Consider the following 15,266-nt stretch of genomic DNA (forward strand, 5'->3'; position numbering starts at 1 on the left):
CGATATAGGGTCAACATAGCCTGTATGGAGCAGGAGCCGCTTCGGCATACTGCTTCACCAGCGTTTTAAAAAAAAAGCCGCATAACAGCGGCTTTTTTCTATTGCTGCAGGCCTCGCTGCCTCCAAACATGCGGTAACCGGACTCATCCGTTTATACCGGCACAGCTATAGCCTGAACCTATATCAAAGTATAAGTTATTGGTATAACCTTATAACATTTCATCTATGTTATTCTTTCTGTAACAAGGTTTGAGCTCATAACCCATTATTCATAGAGGAGATATTAGATATGACAATCAGCAGTCATGCAGGCTATCCGCGTATCGGTGCAGACCGGGAATGGAAAAAATCGCTTGAAGCGTTCTGGGCAGGGAAAATAGACGAGGCCGCTTTCCTGCAGCAGCAGCAGGAAATCCGCCTGAATCATCTGCGGAAGCAGCAGGCTAAAGGAATCGACCTCATTCCGATCAATGATTTCAGCCATTATGATCATATTTTGGATACGGCTGTTATGTTCGGCATTGTTCCGAAGCGTTTCGGATATGAGGGGGGCGCCGTTCCGCTGCCGGTGTATTTCGGAATTGCACGCGGTACGAAAGATGCGGCAGCAAGCGAAATGACGAAATGGTTTAACACCAATTATCATTATATTGTACCGGAGCTTGGAGGCGCCGAGCCGGTCTTGGCGGAAAACCGTCCGCTTCAAGCTTACCGCGAAGCAAAAGAAAAGCTTGGCATCGAAGGCAAGCCGGTTATTGTAGGTCCGCTCACGTTCTTGAAGCTATCCAAAGGTTATGCGGCAGCCGAAACCGATGAATGGCTCCATCGCCTCATTCCTCTCTATGTTCAAGTTCTTCAGGAGCTTGCAGCGGAAGGCGTTCAGTGGGTGCAAATTGATGAGCCGGTCGTCGTCACGAAGCTGTCGGAGCAAGATGTAGAACGCCTTGGCACGATTTATAAGACGTTTGCCGAGGCGGTTCCTTCACTCCACATTATGCTGCAGACGTACTTTGAGTCGATCGAAAACTATCGCGACATCGTATCGCTGCCAGTGAAGGGGATCGGCCTTGATTTGGCGCACGGCCAAGAAGGCAACTTGGCTTCCATCCGCAAATACGGTTTCCCTGCTAACAAGGTTCTGGGTGCAGGCGTAATTGACGGACGCAGCATCTGGCGCGCTGACCTGAACGAGAAGCTTGCTTTGCTTGATGAACTGCGCAAAACCGTTACTGATGACCACCTAATCATACAATCGTCCTGCAGCCTTCTGCATGTACCCGTATCGGCGGAACGCGAGACGAAGCTTGCAGCGGAGCTGAAAGGCGCTCTTGCTTTCGCGGATGAAAAGCTGGATGAAATTGCGCTGCTGACAAAAGCGGTGTCGCAAGGCGCAGACGCGGTGCACAATGAGCTGAATGCTGCAGCCGAAGCGCTTCGCGTGCTCAGAAGCTCCGCCGCGAGGAACCGCCGCGATGTGCAGGAAGCTGTTGCCGTTATTGCGGCACAGGAGCCTAACCGGAATAAGCCTTTCGCGGAGCGTCACGCCGTCCAGCAGGCCGAATGGAAGCTGCCGCTGTTCCCGACAACAACGATCGGCAGTTTCCCGCAGACGGCCGAGGTGCGTAAAGCCCGCCAATTATGGCGCAAAGGCGAATGGGATAACGAGCAGTATGAAGCATTCATCCATAACGAGATCGACACCTGGGTGAAGCTGCAGCAAGAGATCGGCATTGATGTTCTTGTCCACGGGGAATTCGAGCGTACCGATATGGTTGAGTTTTTTGGCGAGAAGCTGGAAGGTTTTGCATTCACGCAAAACGGATGGGTGCAGTCTTACGGTTCCCGATGCGTGAAACCGCCGGTTATTTACGGCGATGTGGCCTTTGCCGAGGCGATGACGGTTGCAGAGACCGTGTACGCGCAGTCGCAGACGGATCGTCCGGTGAAAGGAATGCTGACCGGGCCGATTACCATCATGAACTGGTCGTTTGTACGTGACGATATTTCGCGCGAGCAGGTTGCTTATCAGCTGGCTTACGCCTTGAGACAAGAAGTAGAAGCGCTCGAGAAAGCCGGTATCGGCATGATCCAGGTTGACGAGCCGGCCGTCCGCGAAGGTTTGCCGCTGAAGGAAGCAGAACAGGCCGGTTATCTGGCATGGGCGGTAAAAGCATTTAAAATCGCAACCAGCACGGTACAAGATTCGACGCAAATTCATACGCATATGTGCTATTGCGAATTCCATGACATGATCGATTCGATTGAAGCAATGGATGCTGACGTTATTTCGATCGAAACATCCCGCAGCCACGGCGAGCTTATTCACAGCTTTGAACAGAATACGTATAAACTCGGCATTGGCCTTGGCGTATACGATATTCACAGCCCGCGAGTGCCGGGCGTAGAGGAGATGAGCGGCATGATCGACCGTGCCCTGCGCGTGCTTGATCCTCAGCTGTTCTGGATTAACCCGGACTGCGGTTTGAAAACACGCGGCCGTGAAGAAACTGTCGCATCGCTCCGCAATATGGTCGAAGCCGCGCAAATTGCTCGCAATAAATATGCAGCGCTTTAATCGGCAGTTCGGGGGTTGTGCGTATCCCGGCAGTTATTATCTTCGATAGCTGCCAGGACGCCATCATTTTACGATGCGATTTGTTATATACATAATCATACTTGCCGACAATCGCCTAAGGATGTGTTCATATGCTTCGCGAGTCAATATTGAATAAGAAAACAGGAATTATCACATATGGAATGACCCCGCCGAAAGCGTCGTATAACGCTGAGAAAATTGCCGAAATCGCACAAAAGCAGGTTGAACGGCTGAGAGGCTTGGATATTGACGCTATCATTTTGTACGACGTGCAGGAAGAGTCGGACCGCATGGATGAGGAGCGGCCATTCCCGTACATGGCCATGCTTGATCCCGAACACTACAGCGAGCAATATTTGCATGAACTCGGCATCCCGAAGATCATTTACCGCTGCGTCGGCAAATATTCCGAAGCGGAGCTGGCGGATTGGCTGAAAAAGGACAACGGTAAAGACCGCTTCAGCGTGTTTGTTGGCGCGTCTTCCCGCCAGCAGCAAAGATCGCTTGAGCTCGCGGATGCTTATAAACTCAGCCGCCGGCACAACAGCGGCCTTACATTCGGAGGCGTTATGATTCCGGAGCGCCATATGAAGAAAAACGATGAGCACATGCGCGTTGTGGCCAAAATGAATCAGGGCTGCAGCTTCTTCGTTTCGCAAGCGACATACAATATCGAAGCGTCCAAAAACTTCTTGTCCGATTATTATCATTACTGCAATGAACAGGAAATCGAAATGGTTCCCATTTTATTCAATCTGGCGCCATGCGGCTCGGTCAAGACGCTCGAATTTATGAAGTGGCTTGGCATCAGCATTCCGCGCTGGCTGGAGAACGACTTGAAGTATTCAGCCGACGTCCTGGACAAATCCATGCAGCTGACCAACAAAATTTTTGAAGAGCTGATGGAATACGGATTGGAAAAGGGAATTCCGGTAGGCTGCAGCATTGAAAGCGTGTCCACCCGCAAAGTCGAAATCGAAGCTTCGATTCAGATGGTGAACGATATTAAAGCTTTAATCGAAAACAAGCTGCTTGTCGAAACGGCTCGGTAGTTGCGAAAGCAAGCCTAAAGTTTCCCGGCTGTTGCCGGGGAGGGGCAAGCAAGGGATGACCCGGGTAACAATAGCCAGCGATAATTAAAAGAACCGCGCATATGAACTGTCCTTCTAATAGCGGAGCATCCGGCCATTAGAAGGACAGTTCAGCGCGGTTCTTTATTTTCAACCTGTCATTTCAGCAGATGTTTATGGTTATAGGAAAGCCCGCAAGAACAGCGGCGGGTACCAAATAAAGCGCTATAAGACGGAGGAAACTCCCGATTAACGCGTTGTACCTCCCGCGCAAACTCTCTTTCTCCTTGCGGCACTCTGCGCAGCGAGTCGGCTTTCGCCTGCGTATCAATATGCGCCCCGGGAGGAACAAACCGGTTAGGGGCGATTCTGACGCCATTGGTGACGATGGCATCCATCGAGATATAAGATCCTCGGCCAACGACCGCATTAAAAACGATGGATTTGAAGCCTACGAACACCCCTTCGCCGATTACACACGGCCCGTGAATGAGCGCCCCGTGAGCGATCGACACGCCTCTGCCAATATAGATCGAATACCTTTTGCGCCCGACGCGGACCGTTTCATGCACTAATCCGTGCAAAATGACGCCGTCTTGGATATTCGTGTTGGAGCCGATAAAAAATGGTGTGCCTTCGTCCGCCCGCAGGGTAGCGCTTGGAGCGACAAACACATTATTGCTGATCGCCACATCGCCGATGATGCAAGTAAACGGGCTGATAAAAGCCGTTTTATTAATCGAAGGAAACCGCTCGACAGGGGTAAAAGACGTTTTCGGATTCGAGCTGATGAATCGAGCAAACAAATTAAAAGGGCCATTAGGCAGGCGATTGGAACCGGTAATTTGAAAATTCCTGTTGACGGAAGGTTTTCTAAGCTTTAGCTGATCACTCATATTCGATGCTCCTCAGTGGAACCGTCTATATGCCTTACCATCAAATTATTCGAAGATTAGGTAAATGTGCATAGTTGTATCGCTCCAATTCACTTACAATCGAAAAGGATGTAGCCGGGGCATATTTCCCGTCTATGCCTTGGACATTCGATTCATTAGTTGTCCCATCAACCGATCAATCAAAGGCGTTGAAGCATGCTTAATGACAAACATGAGCGCACGGTTCCCGACTCCCGGTACGTAGCGGTGTTTTGGCTTCGCGGCAACCGCGCTTTTATATATCACCCTTGCTACCTGCTCAGCCGTCATAAACCCGCCTTGGCTGATCGAAGCAAACCGTTCGGCAAGCGGACGGTAAACAGATTCCTGCGGGGTGGAAGCCAGCAGCCTATCATTCGTAACCTGCTGCCATTCGGTTGCCGTGCCGCCCGGCTCGATAATGATCGGATGAATGCCAAACGATTTCACCTCCAGCCGTAATGAGTCGGTATAAGCTTCAAGAGCGTGCTTGGAGGCCACATACCACGCGCCAAGCGGCAAATACATCCGTCCGCCTGTCGAAGAGATATTGATGATGCGTCCTGCCCGTTGCCGCCTCATAGCAGGAAGTATAAGCTGCGTTAAATCAGCAGCACCAAACAGGTTCACATCCAGCTGCCGTTTCGCTTCGTCAAGCGGGACATCTTCCGCGGCGCCAAAAGAGCCGTAACCGGCGCTATTGATTAAGACGTCGATACGCCCTTGTTCTTCAAGAATCCGATCTACCGCTGCCCGATTTGCCGCCCGGTCAGTTACATCTAATGATATAACGTGTATGCCCATATCTGCCAAATCAGCCATCTGGCCGGTACGGCGGGCTCCTGCATAAACCTCGTAGCCATTTTGCTTAAAAAGTATAGCCGATGCACGGCCAATTCCAGCAGAACCTCCTGTAATTAACGCTACCTTTTTGGGTGTCATGTAATATCCGCCTCTCTAATAAATAAGTGAATGATTGTTTAGTTATGATTCGTGATTCATTATAAGTGATTGATCATTCATTTACAATATAATATTTATTTACGACTTGAAAGGAGGCCCGATCCGCAGCGCATGGCTTGTTTTTAAGTTAACGATCGCTTATTATTTTTTCATGAGAACACGAGACGATAAAAAAATAGAGGCGATCGTACAAGCCACGATTTCATTGGTAAATGAGATCGGCCTTGCCGAAGCCTCCGTAGCCAAAATTTCTAAAAAAGCGAATGTTTCCGTCGCTACGATTTATATTTATTTTCAAAATAAAGAGGATTTAATCGGTCAAATCTATGTCAAGGGCAAGAAGATGATGGGGGAACGCGTATACGAAGGGACGAACCCTCAAGCGCCATTACGGGAAAAGTTCGAGCAATACTTACGCAACTTCGTCGCTTTCATTATGGAGAACAAAGCGTATTATCTATTTCTCGAACAAGTGGCTAATTCGCCGGTACTGCGTAACTGGTGTTTCGAAGAAACAGAGCAATTCAATGCCCCGATGCTCCAATGGTTTGAAGAAGCGAAACGCGATGGTCTTGTTACCTGCACAGATGTTATGATGTTGACGATGTATTGCGTGCTGCCAGTCGCCCAGCTGGCAAAAGAGCATATTAAGGGAAATTTCGTATTCGATCAGGCAAAACTAGATTCCGCCATCCAAATGGGCTGGAGCGCCATCACAAATTAAAAATGCCGGAGGTTGCAAAAGGATGGAGAGCAGCAATAAATACAGGCTGGCTGAGCAAGAGATCAAGTCTATTGTATATCATGCTTTCGGGCAGTCTTACCGCTCTGCAAAGGAGCTTGCCGATGGCTGGGCAAATATGGCTTATCTCATTGCTCTGGAGGATGGGCGCAAAGTAGTATTAAAGATCGCTCCGCCTAAGGACAGGCCGGTCATGCGCTATGAGAAAAACATGATGAAGACGGAAGTCGAGGCCATGCGCTTGGCGGCAAGCATACCTGGCCTGCCGGTTCCCGGCCTGTACATGCACGATTCTAGTTGCACACTGATCCCGACGGAATATTTCATAATGGCATACATAGAAGGAACTTCGTTTAATCATATCAAAGCCGCGCTTACTCCTGAAGAGCGGGAGACTATTGTATATCGGCTTGGCAGCTACAGCCGCCAAATCAATGCTATACGAGGCGGTTATTTCGGCTCTTTGCAGCATGGAGCAGGAAGCCATGGCACTTGGCCTGAAGTCTTCGGGAAGATGATAGCGGATGTGCTGGAGGACGGGAAGGACATGAATGTCCGGTTTCCCGTTTCCTATGATGAGATCGAGAAGGAGATACTCCGGTCGGAACATCTGCTGGATGGGGTTTCGGAAGCCGCATTGGTCCATTGGGATTTATGGGACGGCAATGTATTGATTCATGAAGGTGAAATTTCCGGCATTATCGATTTCGAAAGAGCTTTTTGGGGCGACCCGCTGTGCGAATATTATTTCGGCCGTTATATGGCGGGTTCTGCCTCATCCTTTTATGCAGGATACGGCATCCATGGTCTAACGGAGACTGAACAAAGAAGGCGTGTGCTGTACGACCTGTACCTGGATCTTATACTCGTGATCGAATGCGAGTATCGCAACTATGCGAACCGGGACCATCTTCGTTGGGCGATCGGAAATTTCAAAGAAGGCTTCAGCCGTTTGCAGGCGTTATAAATCAATCTCCGGTTATAACCATAAGAAGACAGCAGGATATGCCTGCTGTCTTCTGTTTCCATGCAGGCTATAGCCTGCGCCATAGAGAAGCTATATGCGGGTCAGCAATTGCCCTTGCAGTTGTTGTAGATGCCTTCAGCTTCCTGCAAGCATTCGACTGCAGGTCTTCCTCTTAGTCGGCACGCCACGATATATTGGGAATATGCCAGACGGCATAAAGGAATTCTGAGAAAACAAGGCAGCCTCAACATCATTTCCGGCTTATTTTTATCGAATTCGGCTAATTCTTTTTTCAGCCTGCCGAATGCAAACACCAGCGGTTCGCTAAGCTCGTTGAGTTTGTCGCTGCCGTATACTTGAAATTGCTTGCGGACATATTTGGATTTATTGGCGCCCGATTTCGGCTTAACGCTGCTCGAAGCGACCACCAATGGTTTTCCATTCAACGAGATTTGCATGACTCCATCCAAATTCCCGCCGGGAATGCGCTGGGTTTCCACGAAACTGACTTCCAGCCATCCGTCCTTCGTCCTCACTTCGGCGTCCGCTGAGAATATTGCAGTTCCTCCTACTAGTTTAAAGATAACGGCCATTCCAGTTCCCCCTCTCAAAAACACTACTTCTTCATATAATGCATAGGAAGAACGAGGAGAAACCGGTAAAATATCTAATTTTGATAGAGGAGCCTCAAGATGCAGGCATTAGACGCTGTAACGGCGTACCGTCAGCCATATCTCCGGCGTATTGGATATCTTTATGCTGCTGCAGGTTCGACGATCGGCCGCCTAACCGATTAGACGGTGCTGCAGATGGATGATATAGTCTAACTATCAATCAAAATCGTTGTTAGGTGGTTACAAAATTGACAGAACAGCATGTATACATCCGGTATCCCGAGAACGAGGACGCCAAAGAGCTGGCAGCAATGTACAAGCGCAATAAAGCGTTATTCGAGAAATTTTCCCCAAGCAAGCCGGAAGAACATAGTACAGAGGAACACCAGCTCACAATGATCATTCAAAGCAAAGCAGACCGTGCTGCGGATCTGAGATATGAATTCGTCGTATGTCTGAAGGAGACCGGCCGGATTATCGGCACTGTCAGCTTGTTCTTTGTGTCGCGGGGCTCGCTTCAAAACTGCATGATCGGGTATAACTTAGACCAGGACTATAATGGCAAAGGTTATATGACGGAGGCAGTGAAGCTCGTAACCCGATATGCGTTCGAACAATTAAAGTTTCACCGGATTATCGGAGAAGCGTCGCCTCGAAACCCGGGATCGATCCGCGTGCTGGAAAAAGCAGGTTTTCATAAAGAAGGCATCGCGCGCAGCAGCGTTAAAATTAACGGGATATGGGAAGATCATCAAGTTCTAGCCATTATTAATCCGGACGACCGTATATAGCGGGACGGTGCATAGCTTGTACAAAACCGCGCAGCAGCGCGGTTTTTTTATGTTTTTGTCCGAAAGTGAAGAAATTGTTTGACACCTTAATTGAGAAACATTATCATTTTAAAATATCATTCCTAGCCTTGAATTCGATACCGTCTTTGAAAGGAAGCGTCCAATATGAAAGAGAAACTCCCGCTTGCGCCTGCTGTACTCACATTGTTGTACGCCTTTCAACGTACAGAAGGACACAAGAGCTGGCCATGCAGGCCTTCCAATGCCGGACTGGACATCCTGCTAATCGCTACGAAATCATCGGCAGCCCGCATAGAGGCGGGTAAAGCCTATTTTATTTGCGGCGAATTTACGGCACATGATTGGGAGTTTGAGCAAATAGAAGGCTTTCTGTTCCTATTCCAACAGCAAGAGACGGACGGGCGGTTTGAAGCATTAGCTTTGCCTATCCTCGAACCCTACATCAAACTATGTGAAAATATCGCCTCCCATTTCAACGCAAAAGAGGATTTGGAGCGGTTCCGCGGCCATGTTTATTTTCAAGAATTACTCTACGAGCTTTACAGGCTTCGCGAACAATGGAAGCTGAACACCAGAACGGCGGTGGAGCACACCCGCTTGTATATGCTGAACAACTACGCCGAAGAAATGACGGTGGAAGAGTTAGCGTCCATGGCCGGGATCAGCCCGGCTTATTATATGGAAGTTTTCAAAAAGCTGGCTGGCAAAAGCCCAATCGACTATTTGACCTCCGTCCGAATCAATGCGGCTAAGAAACTTCTGGACGGCACGAAAGCTCCTGCTTATCAGGTGGCAGAATCGGTCGGATATAAAGATCCGTTTTATTTTAGCCGGCAGTTCAAAAGGGTTACGGGAATGGCGCCATCTCGTTACGCGCGGCGAAGCTCATTGAGAGTTGCCGCGCTACATTACCCGATGACAGGACATATGCTAGCGTTACAGCATATTCCCTATGCAGCGCCGCTGGACAGAGAATTTTGCCAGTTTTATAAACAAAAATACGAGCTTCATATACCGGTACACTTGCGGGACCCGGCCGTGGATACCAATATGATGTTTAACTTAAACGCGCTGAAGGAAGCAGAACCTGATATCGTCATATCCGGAGATTGGCTTTCCGAGACCAACAAATCAGAGCTAAACCAAATGGCCACTACACTATATGTGCCTTGGTGGGAAAAGGACTGGCGCGACCATCTGCTCATTGTCGGCGGATTTCTGGGGTGCATGCCCAAGCCGAGCAATGGCTTGACAAATACGACAGGCGAGCGGCTGTCATCCGTGAGCGGTTACAAAAACGCGTAGGGGAGAGCAGCATAATGGCGATTCATGTTATGCACGGGCAAATCTACCGGTTTGGAAGACGTAATTTAGGGACGGTATTGTATAATGACCTGCAGCTCAGGTTCGCCGGCCATAGTCCGGGGAACGATTATGAACCTATCACCTTTGAACAGCTGGCTGCTTGTAATCCAGATAAGCTGTTAGCTGCCGTCTCGGACGATCCGCAATCGGCAGCATTGTGGGCGGCTGTCACGGCTAAAGCAGAATGGAAAGAACTGACAGCCGTGCGCAGAGGCGGTGTGTACCGGATTAAGCCGGACCCTTGGTTTGATTATTCCGCTTTGGGCAATGAGCGGATATTAAATGCGGTTGATAAGCTGTTTTCCTAGAATCGTCCATAACTATCCTGCAATTATCCATGGAAAAAAGATGGTTCGAATAATATACTTTCATGGTGATAGTGATTATCAATATCAGGAGGAAAACATGTTTACAAGAACTTTTTATCCCGCCATCATGATTATGGTAATATCCATTGCTTTATTGGGTTGCAGCAATACAAACAATACTCCATCGCCAGCTGCTCAATCACCAGCACCAACCGCAGCGAATGCCGGCGCTTCCGGAGATGCTTCCGAAGCTTCCGCCAAACCGGCGGAACCACGTATCGCAGAAGACGGCATGGGCAACAAAGTCGAAATTCCTGCTAACCCGCAGCGAATTGTAGCTCCTTATCTGGAGGATGCTCTGGTATCGTTAGGCATTAAGCCCGTCGCTCAGTGGTCGGCCGGCGATTTGTTGCTGAACTATTTGCAGCCGCAGCTGAAAGATATTCCGAAGCTGGACTTTGTGAAGCTCGATCCTGAACAAATCGCCAGCTTCGAGCCGGACCTGTTTATCGTGCCGTTTGCTGTACGGGCGGAGAATGGCGCTTATGACCAGTTCGCCAAGGTTGCCCCGACGTATGTATTCCAAGATGCTACAAAAGACTGGAGAAACACGCTTCTTACCCTTGGCGACTTATTGGACAGGAAAGATCAGGCGAATGAAGCTTTGAAAAACTATGACGCAACAATGGACGGCTTGAAACAAAACCTGCAGCAGCAAATTGAAGGAAAAACAGCCGCTATTATGCTGATTTCAGACAAGTCGTTTTCGCTGATGCAAGAACAAACCTACAGCGGCAATGTCGTCTACGGAGAGCTTGGATTCCAAGTGCCGGCAATGGCGAAAGGAAATGATTGGAAGGACATTTCCTTGGAAGTTCTGCCGGATTTGAATGCCGACTATATTTTTCTCATGCAAGTAGACGGAGCCGATCCGCTTAAGAATCAAGATTTTGTTGCGATCTACAGCACTTCCATCTGGAAAAACTTAAACGCGGTAAAAGCAGGACATGTGTACAGCGTTGACCGCGATTACTGGATTAACACCGGTCTAAATGCGAACGAAAAAGTCGCTCAGGACGTGCAGCAATTTCTGTCCAACTAACCGATCTGCACAAATCAAGGCCGCCCCGCCAGCCATGGCTTACGGGCGGCTTATATTCCGTTGCTGCCGGGTGTGCTGCGTAAAGCATCCGTAACATTAGTTCTATCGAGCTTGCCAAGCAGGAAGCCGCCAGCTGTTATCGAATGTAATAATTGGAAGTTATGGATACTGAATGATGAAGGAGGGGAGTACATGTGCAGATTTGAGATTCGCTCCATGCAAAGTCTAAACGATAAACAACGGCGGTTGTTTGTATGGAGCCAGAACGCAATTACCGCATATCCGTTGAGCAGCCAAACGTAGTTTATCGTGTAGACTTTGCTCCCTTAAAGACAAATTTAAGGAGCGAAGCTGCTATGAAATATGTAAATGCTGACATTATACTTCCAGAACCATTGCTAAAAGAAATACAAAAGTATGTTCAAGGCGGAATGATCTATATCCCTACCCCTGAATCGGCACGAAAAAAATGGGGTGAAAAATCAGGGAGCAGGAACCTGTTGAGCCAGCGAAACGAAATGATCCGAAAACATTTTTCCGAAGGCATGACCATCGACCAGCTCTCTGGCCAGTACTGCCTGTCCTGCGACAGCATTAAGAAAATCATTTATTCCAAAAAATAGAAGTCAAAAAGAAGTCACATCGGATTACGCGAATGTGGCTTTTTGTTTGTGTATAAATTCATTTAGAAGTGTTATTACAATCTGCGGGGAATTTTTAAACTATTTGTCCGCTTGCGGAATGTCCGTATCTGCACCGCTGCCATTTCGACTTCGCTGGAAGTTGATTTTTACGAGAGAAGCGGCTGAATCATCAGCCGCTTCTCTTATATGTGCTGCCAGCCATTTGGTTTTAATGATGGTGATGGGCATGCGCATCAGGCGGTCCCGCTTCAGCCGTGCATAAAATGGATTCGTCATGGCGGTGCTGCTCGGATTCTATTTGCAAAGTAGAGTGCTGAATATGATGATGCTCGAGCATATGCTCAATGCGTTGGATTAGGACATCCGTTTCATATACGGTTTTGTCTCCTGCGACAACGATATGGGCGGTAATCGCATTCAAGCTGCTGGTAATCGACCAAATATGCACATCATGTACGGATTGAACGCCCTCGATCTGCGAAATGGCTTGTACAATGTCGTCTACTTGAACGTTGCGCGGCGTTCCTTCCATTAACACATGGAGGGATGACTTCGTTATGGAGTAGCCGCTGCGGAGAACAAGAACAGCAACGATTACGCTGGCCAGCGGATCAGCCCAGTCCCATCCGAACAAAATGATCAGCAAAGCTGCCGCAATGGCTCCGATCGAACCAAGCATATCGCTAATAACGTGCATGTACGCCCCGCGCATGTTCAGATTGTGTTCCGTATCGCTCCCGCGCATCATCATCCAAGCGACGGCTATATTAACGAGCAAGCCAACAATGCTGACGGTCAGCATGCCAGTTGTAGCTACATCCGGCGGCTTCAGAAACCGATGAACCGCTTCGTATAGAATATAAAGCGAGATCGCAAGCAAAGTAACCCCATTCAACATTGCCGCTAAAATTTCAAACCGCTTGTATCCGTACGTTTTTCCTTCGTTCACTGCTTTTTCGCCAAATGTAAACGCAAGCAGAGCGACCGCTAACGAAAGGGAGTCCGAAAGCATATGTCCCGCATCTGAGAGCAAGGCCAAGCTGTTGGTTAAGAATCCTCCGGCAGCTTCGACCAGCATATACACTGTAATTATAAAGAAAGATACCCGCAAAATCTTTTTGTTATTAGTTCCATGCGTGTGGTTATGATGGTGTTCCGCCATATGCAGATCGACCTACTTTCAGCTTCATATTATATGAATAGTTGTTCATATGTTATTATATGCAGACAGCAGGCATTATTCAAGGGAAACACGGCAATCGGTTTGCTCCCGATGATATCCATTCATTAGACTAATTTACAGCTTCATTTTATACTTAGTGCAAGTTGTTTTAAGTGATTGAGGGAGGCAGAACATGATAGCGGGTTTATTTATCATCTGGCCGTAGATCCCGGCTTTCGCAAGCAGAAGATTGGCCACCAACTGGTGAGTCAAAGCCTGGAAGGGTTAGCCGGTCAAGGGATTGATAAATGTCATATATTTGTAATCGAAGACAATCTAACAGGCAATCATTTCTGGACGGCTGCCGGGTGGGAAAAAAGAAGCGGATTTTATGTATTCTCTAAACATATAAAAAAATAAAAAACCGCTTAACCAGCGGTTTTTTTATTTTGTGCATAGAAGTCCTTGCCATTCGTCCAACAAGAACTTCTATGCAGCTTCCAGTCCGGGCACAACTAGTCCATCCTGTGAAGGAGAGCTTTAACGTGCAGATGCTTATCCTTCTTCCACCGCGTATTTCTTCTGATTGCGAAGGACAGGGAACAGCCCGTACATCCAAATAACAGCGACAGCGAGCGTACCAATGCCGCCAATCACGGTTGCCGGCACAGCGCCTGCGAGCTGGGCCATTGAGCCGGACTCGAATTCGCCAAGCTGGTTCGAGGTGCCGATGAACAACGAATTGACAGCATTAACGCGGCCTTGCATATCCTGCGGCGTGTTAACCTGTACGAGCGTCGAACGGATGACTACACTGACGACATCGGAAGCACCGGTCAGGAACAGCGCGACAAGCGACAGCCAGATGCTGTGGGAGACGCCAAACAAAATCGTAGCCAAGCCAAAAACTACAAGCGAGGCAAAAAGCCATTTGCCGATGGCTCTCTCAATGGAAAAGCGCGTCAGAATCAGCGAAACGATGATCGCTCCAACAGCCGGCGCGGACCGGAGCAGCCCGAGGCCAAGCGAGCCGGTCTTTAATATATCTTCCGCAAAGATCGGCAGCAGCGCCGTTGCGCCGCCAAGCAGAACGGCAAACAGGTCGAGCGAAATGGTGCCCAGTATAATTTTGCGGGCGAATACAAATCGAAGGCCGCTGAAGAACGTATCCATGCTCATGCTGTCCAGCTTCTTCACAAAATGTACGGTCTTCACGAAAAAGATTAGACTGACGGATAGGAGAAGCGCCGCCAGTGTCGTGATGTAAGCGGCGGAAATGCCCCAGATCACAAGCACGCCGCCGAGCGATGGCCCAAGAATCATTGCGGTTTGCATCGCCGATGCGGACCAAGCGGACGCCTTCGGCAACTGCTCGCGGTCCACTATGTCCGGCACGAGCGCGGCCGAGGCAGGGCCTTCAAAAGTACGGCAAGCGCCAAGAATAGCAGCGGCGATTAACAAATGGACGGAGCTCATCCAGCCTTGTACGCTGCCAATAATAAGCAGCACGACGACGGCACTCTCGATCAGCTGGCAAAGATAAACAATCGTACGGCGGTCATAACGGTCCGCTGTTTGTCCTGCCGGCAGCGTCAGCAGCAGCATAGGCAGAAACTGGGCCAAGCCGACGAAGCCAAGCTGAAGAGGGCTGTCCGTCAGCGCATACATTTGCCAGCCAATGGCGACGGACAAAATTTGAAAAGCGCTGGCGGAGAAAATCCGCGCTATCCATAAGCGCAAAAACGAGCGGTTACGGAGCACGGACGAGTGGTTACTATTCAATGCAAGACATCCTTTCTTCGTTGTACGGAATGATTTTGCTATAAAACGGGATAAATCAATACCTTAGCTTAAAATGAACCGTTCAGCTTCGGCACATACATAACTTTAATCGCGTTATTTATTTTAAATTAAATCAAAAAAAGAAGAAAGGAATTTATTAAGTACGTTTATTATTTATTTCTTCTCGAACAGGCGCCATCGTTCCATTCAAGGATCAACAGATGC

15 protein-coding genes are annotated in these 15,266 nt (G+C 48.8%); 10 read left to right on the top strand and 5 right to left on the bottom strand.

Features of this window, described 5'->3' with window-relative positions; genetic code table 11:
* The first annotated feature begins 289 nt into the window (after positions 1 to 289).
* Both metE and ET464_RS04860 read left to right on the top strand, forming a co-directional pair.
* Positions 290 to 2,575 (top strand): 5-methyltetrahydropteroyltriglutamate--homocysteine S-methyltransferase, encoded by a 2,286-nt coding sequence (metE, locus tag ET464_RS04855; RefSeq protein WP_129438729.1) that lies wholly within the window; start codon positions 290 to 292, stop codon positions 2,573 to 2,575.
* Between the two features lie 182 nt (positions 2,576 to 2,757).
* Complete coding sequence (locus ET464_RS04860) at positions 2,758 to 3,648, top strand: methylenetetrahydrofolate reductase (protein ID WP_244226666.1); 891 nt, start codon at positions 2,758 to 2,760, stop codon at positions 3,646 to 3,648.
* A gap of 176 nt (positions 3,649 to 3,824) precedes the next feature.
* Here ET464_RS04860 and ET464_RS04865 read toward each other — a convergent pair whose 3' ends face one another.
* Together ET464_RS04865 and ET464_RS04870 are read right to left on the bottom strand one after the other, a co-directional pair.
* Positions 3,825 to 4,562, bottom strand: a complete 738-nt coding sequence (locus ET464_RS04865) for an LbetaH domain-containing protein (RefSeq protein ID WP_129438733.1) — start codon at positions 4,560 to 4,562, stop codon at positions 3,825 to 3,827.
* A gap of 132 nt (positions 4,563 to 4,694) precedes the next feature.
* Positions 4,695 to 5,522 carry an oxidoreductase gene (locus ET464_RS04870; RefSeq protein WP_129438734.1) on the bottom strand — a complete coding sequence of 276 codons (828 nt, stop codon included), beginning with the start codon at positions 5,520 to 5,522 and terminating at the stop codon, positions 4,695 to 4,697.
* A gap of 172 nt (positions 5,523 to 5,694) precedes the next feature.
* Here ET464_RS04870 and ET464_RS04875 point away from each other — a divergent pair, with 172 nt between their 5' ends.
* Both ET464_RS04875 and ET464_RS04880 read left to right on the top strand, forming a co-directional pair.
* Positions 5,695 to 6,267, top strand: coding sequence for a TetR/AcrR family transcriptional regulator (locus ET464_RS04875; protein ID WP_165279900.1), 573 nt, complete (start codon positions 5,695 to 5,697; stop codon positions 6,265 to 6,267).
* 22 nt (positions 6,268 to 6,289) lie between these two features.
* Positions 6,290 to 7,252 carry a phosphotransferase family protein gene (locus tag ET464_RS04880; protein WP_129438739.1) on the top strand — a complete coding sequence of 321 codons (963 nt, stop codon included), beginning with the start codon at positions 6,290 to 6,292 and terminating at the stop codon, positions 7,250 to 7,252.
* 101 nt (positions 7,253 to 7,353) lie between these two features.
* Here the strand turns inward: ET464_RS04880 and ET464_RS04885 are convergent, their stop codons facing one another.
* Positions 7,354 to 7,845 (bottom strand): hypothetical protein, encoded by a 492-nt coding sequence (locus ET464_RS04885; RefSeq protein WP_129438741.1) that lies wholly within the window; start codon positions 7,843 to 7,845, stop codon positions 7,354 to 7,356.
* A 269-nt stretch (positions 7,846 to 8,114) separates the two neighbouring features.
* Between ET464_RS04885 and ET464_RS04890 the strand changes: the two genes are divergently transcribed.
* The 5 genes from ET464_RS04890 to ET464_RS04910 all read left to right on the top strand — a co-directional run bounded on the left by ET464_RS04890 (position 8,115) and on the right by ET464_RS04910 (position 12,076).
* The gene (locus ET464_RS04890; protein ID WP_129438743.1) at positions 8,115 to 8,657 is read left to right on the top strand and encodes a GNAT family N-acetyltransferase; all 543 of its coding nucleotides are present in this window, start codon (positions 8,115 to 8,117) and stop codon (positions 8,655 to 8,657) included.
* A gap of 165 nt (positions 8,658 to 8,822) precedes the next feature.
* Entirely contained in the window at positions 8,823 to 9,983 is a 1,161-nt protein-coding gene (locus ET464_RS04895; RefSeq protein ID WP_129438745.1) for an AraC family transcriptional regulator, read from the top strand.
* Entirely contained in the window at positions 9,902 to 10,351 is a 450-nt protein-coding gene (locus ET464_RS04900; protein ID WP_165279901.1) for an ABC transporter substrate-binding protein, read from the top strand. The genes ET464_RS04895 and ET464_RS04900 overlap by 82 nt, the downstream gene beginning before the upstream one ends.
* A gap of 97 nt (positions 10,352 to 10,448) precedes the next feature.
* Positions 10,449 to 11,453 carry an ABC transporter substrate-binding protein gene (locus ET464_RS04905; protein ID WP_165279902.1) on the top strand — a complete coding sequence of 335 codons (1,005 nt, stop codon included), beginning with the start codon at positions 10,449 to 10,451 and terminating at the stop codon, positions 11,451 to 11,453.
* Positions 11,454 to 11,809: 356 nt separating this feature from the next.
* On the top strand, positions 11,810 to 12,076 hold the full coding sequence (locus ET464_RS04910; protein ID WP_129444094.1) for a CD3324 family protein: 267 nt from the start codon (positions 11,810 to 11,812) through the stop codon (positions 12,074 to 12,076).
* Positions 12,077 to 12,305: 229 nt separating this feature from the next.
* On the opposite strand, the gene ET464_RS04915 is transcribed toward ET464_RS04910, so the two are convergent.
* Positions 12,306 to 13,259: a cation diffusion facilitator family transporter gene (locus ET464_RS04915; protein WP_129438751.1), complete on the bottom strand. Its 954-nt coding sequence runs from the start codon at positions 13,257 to 13,259 to the stop codon at positions 12,306 to 12,308.
* Positions 13,260 to 13,436: 177 nt separating this feature from the next.
* Here ET464_RS04915 and ET464_RS04920 point away from each other — a divergent pair, with 177 nt between their 5' ends.
* On the top strand, positions 13,437 to 13,679 hold the full coding sequence (locus tag ET464_RS04920) for a GNAT family N-acetyltransferase (RefSeq protein WP_129438753.1): 243 nt from the start codon (positions 13,437 to 13,439) through the stop codon (positions 13,677 to 13,679).
* 135 nt (positions 13,680 to 13,814) lie between these two features.
* Here ET464_RS04920 and ET464_RS04925 read toward each other — a convergent pair whose 3' ends face one another.
* Positions 13,815 to 15,041 (bottom strand): MFS transporter, encoded by a 1,227-nt coding sequence (locus ET464_RS04925; RefSeq protein ID WP_208543895.1) that lies wholly within the window; start codon positions 15,039 to 15,041, stop codon positions 13,815 to 13,817.
* Positions 15,042 to 15,266: the final 225 nt, after the last annotated feature.

This window comes from Paenibacillus protaetiae, assembly GCF_004135365.1.
Classification (GTDB): Bacteria; Bacillota; Bacilli; order Paenibacillales; family Paenibacillaceae; genus Paenibacillus_AP; species Paenibacillus_AP protaetiae.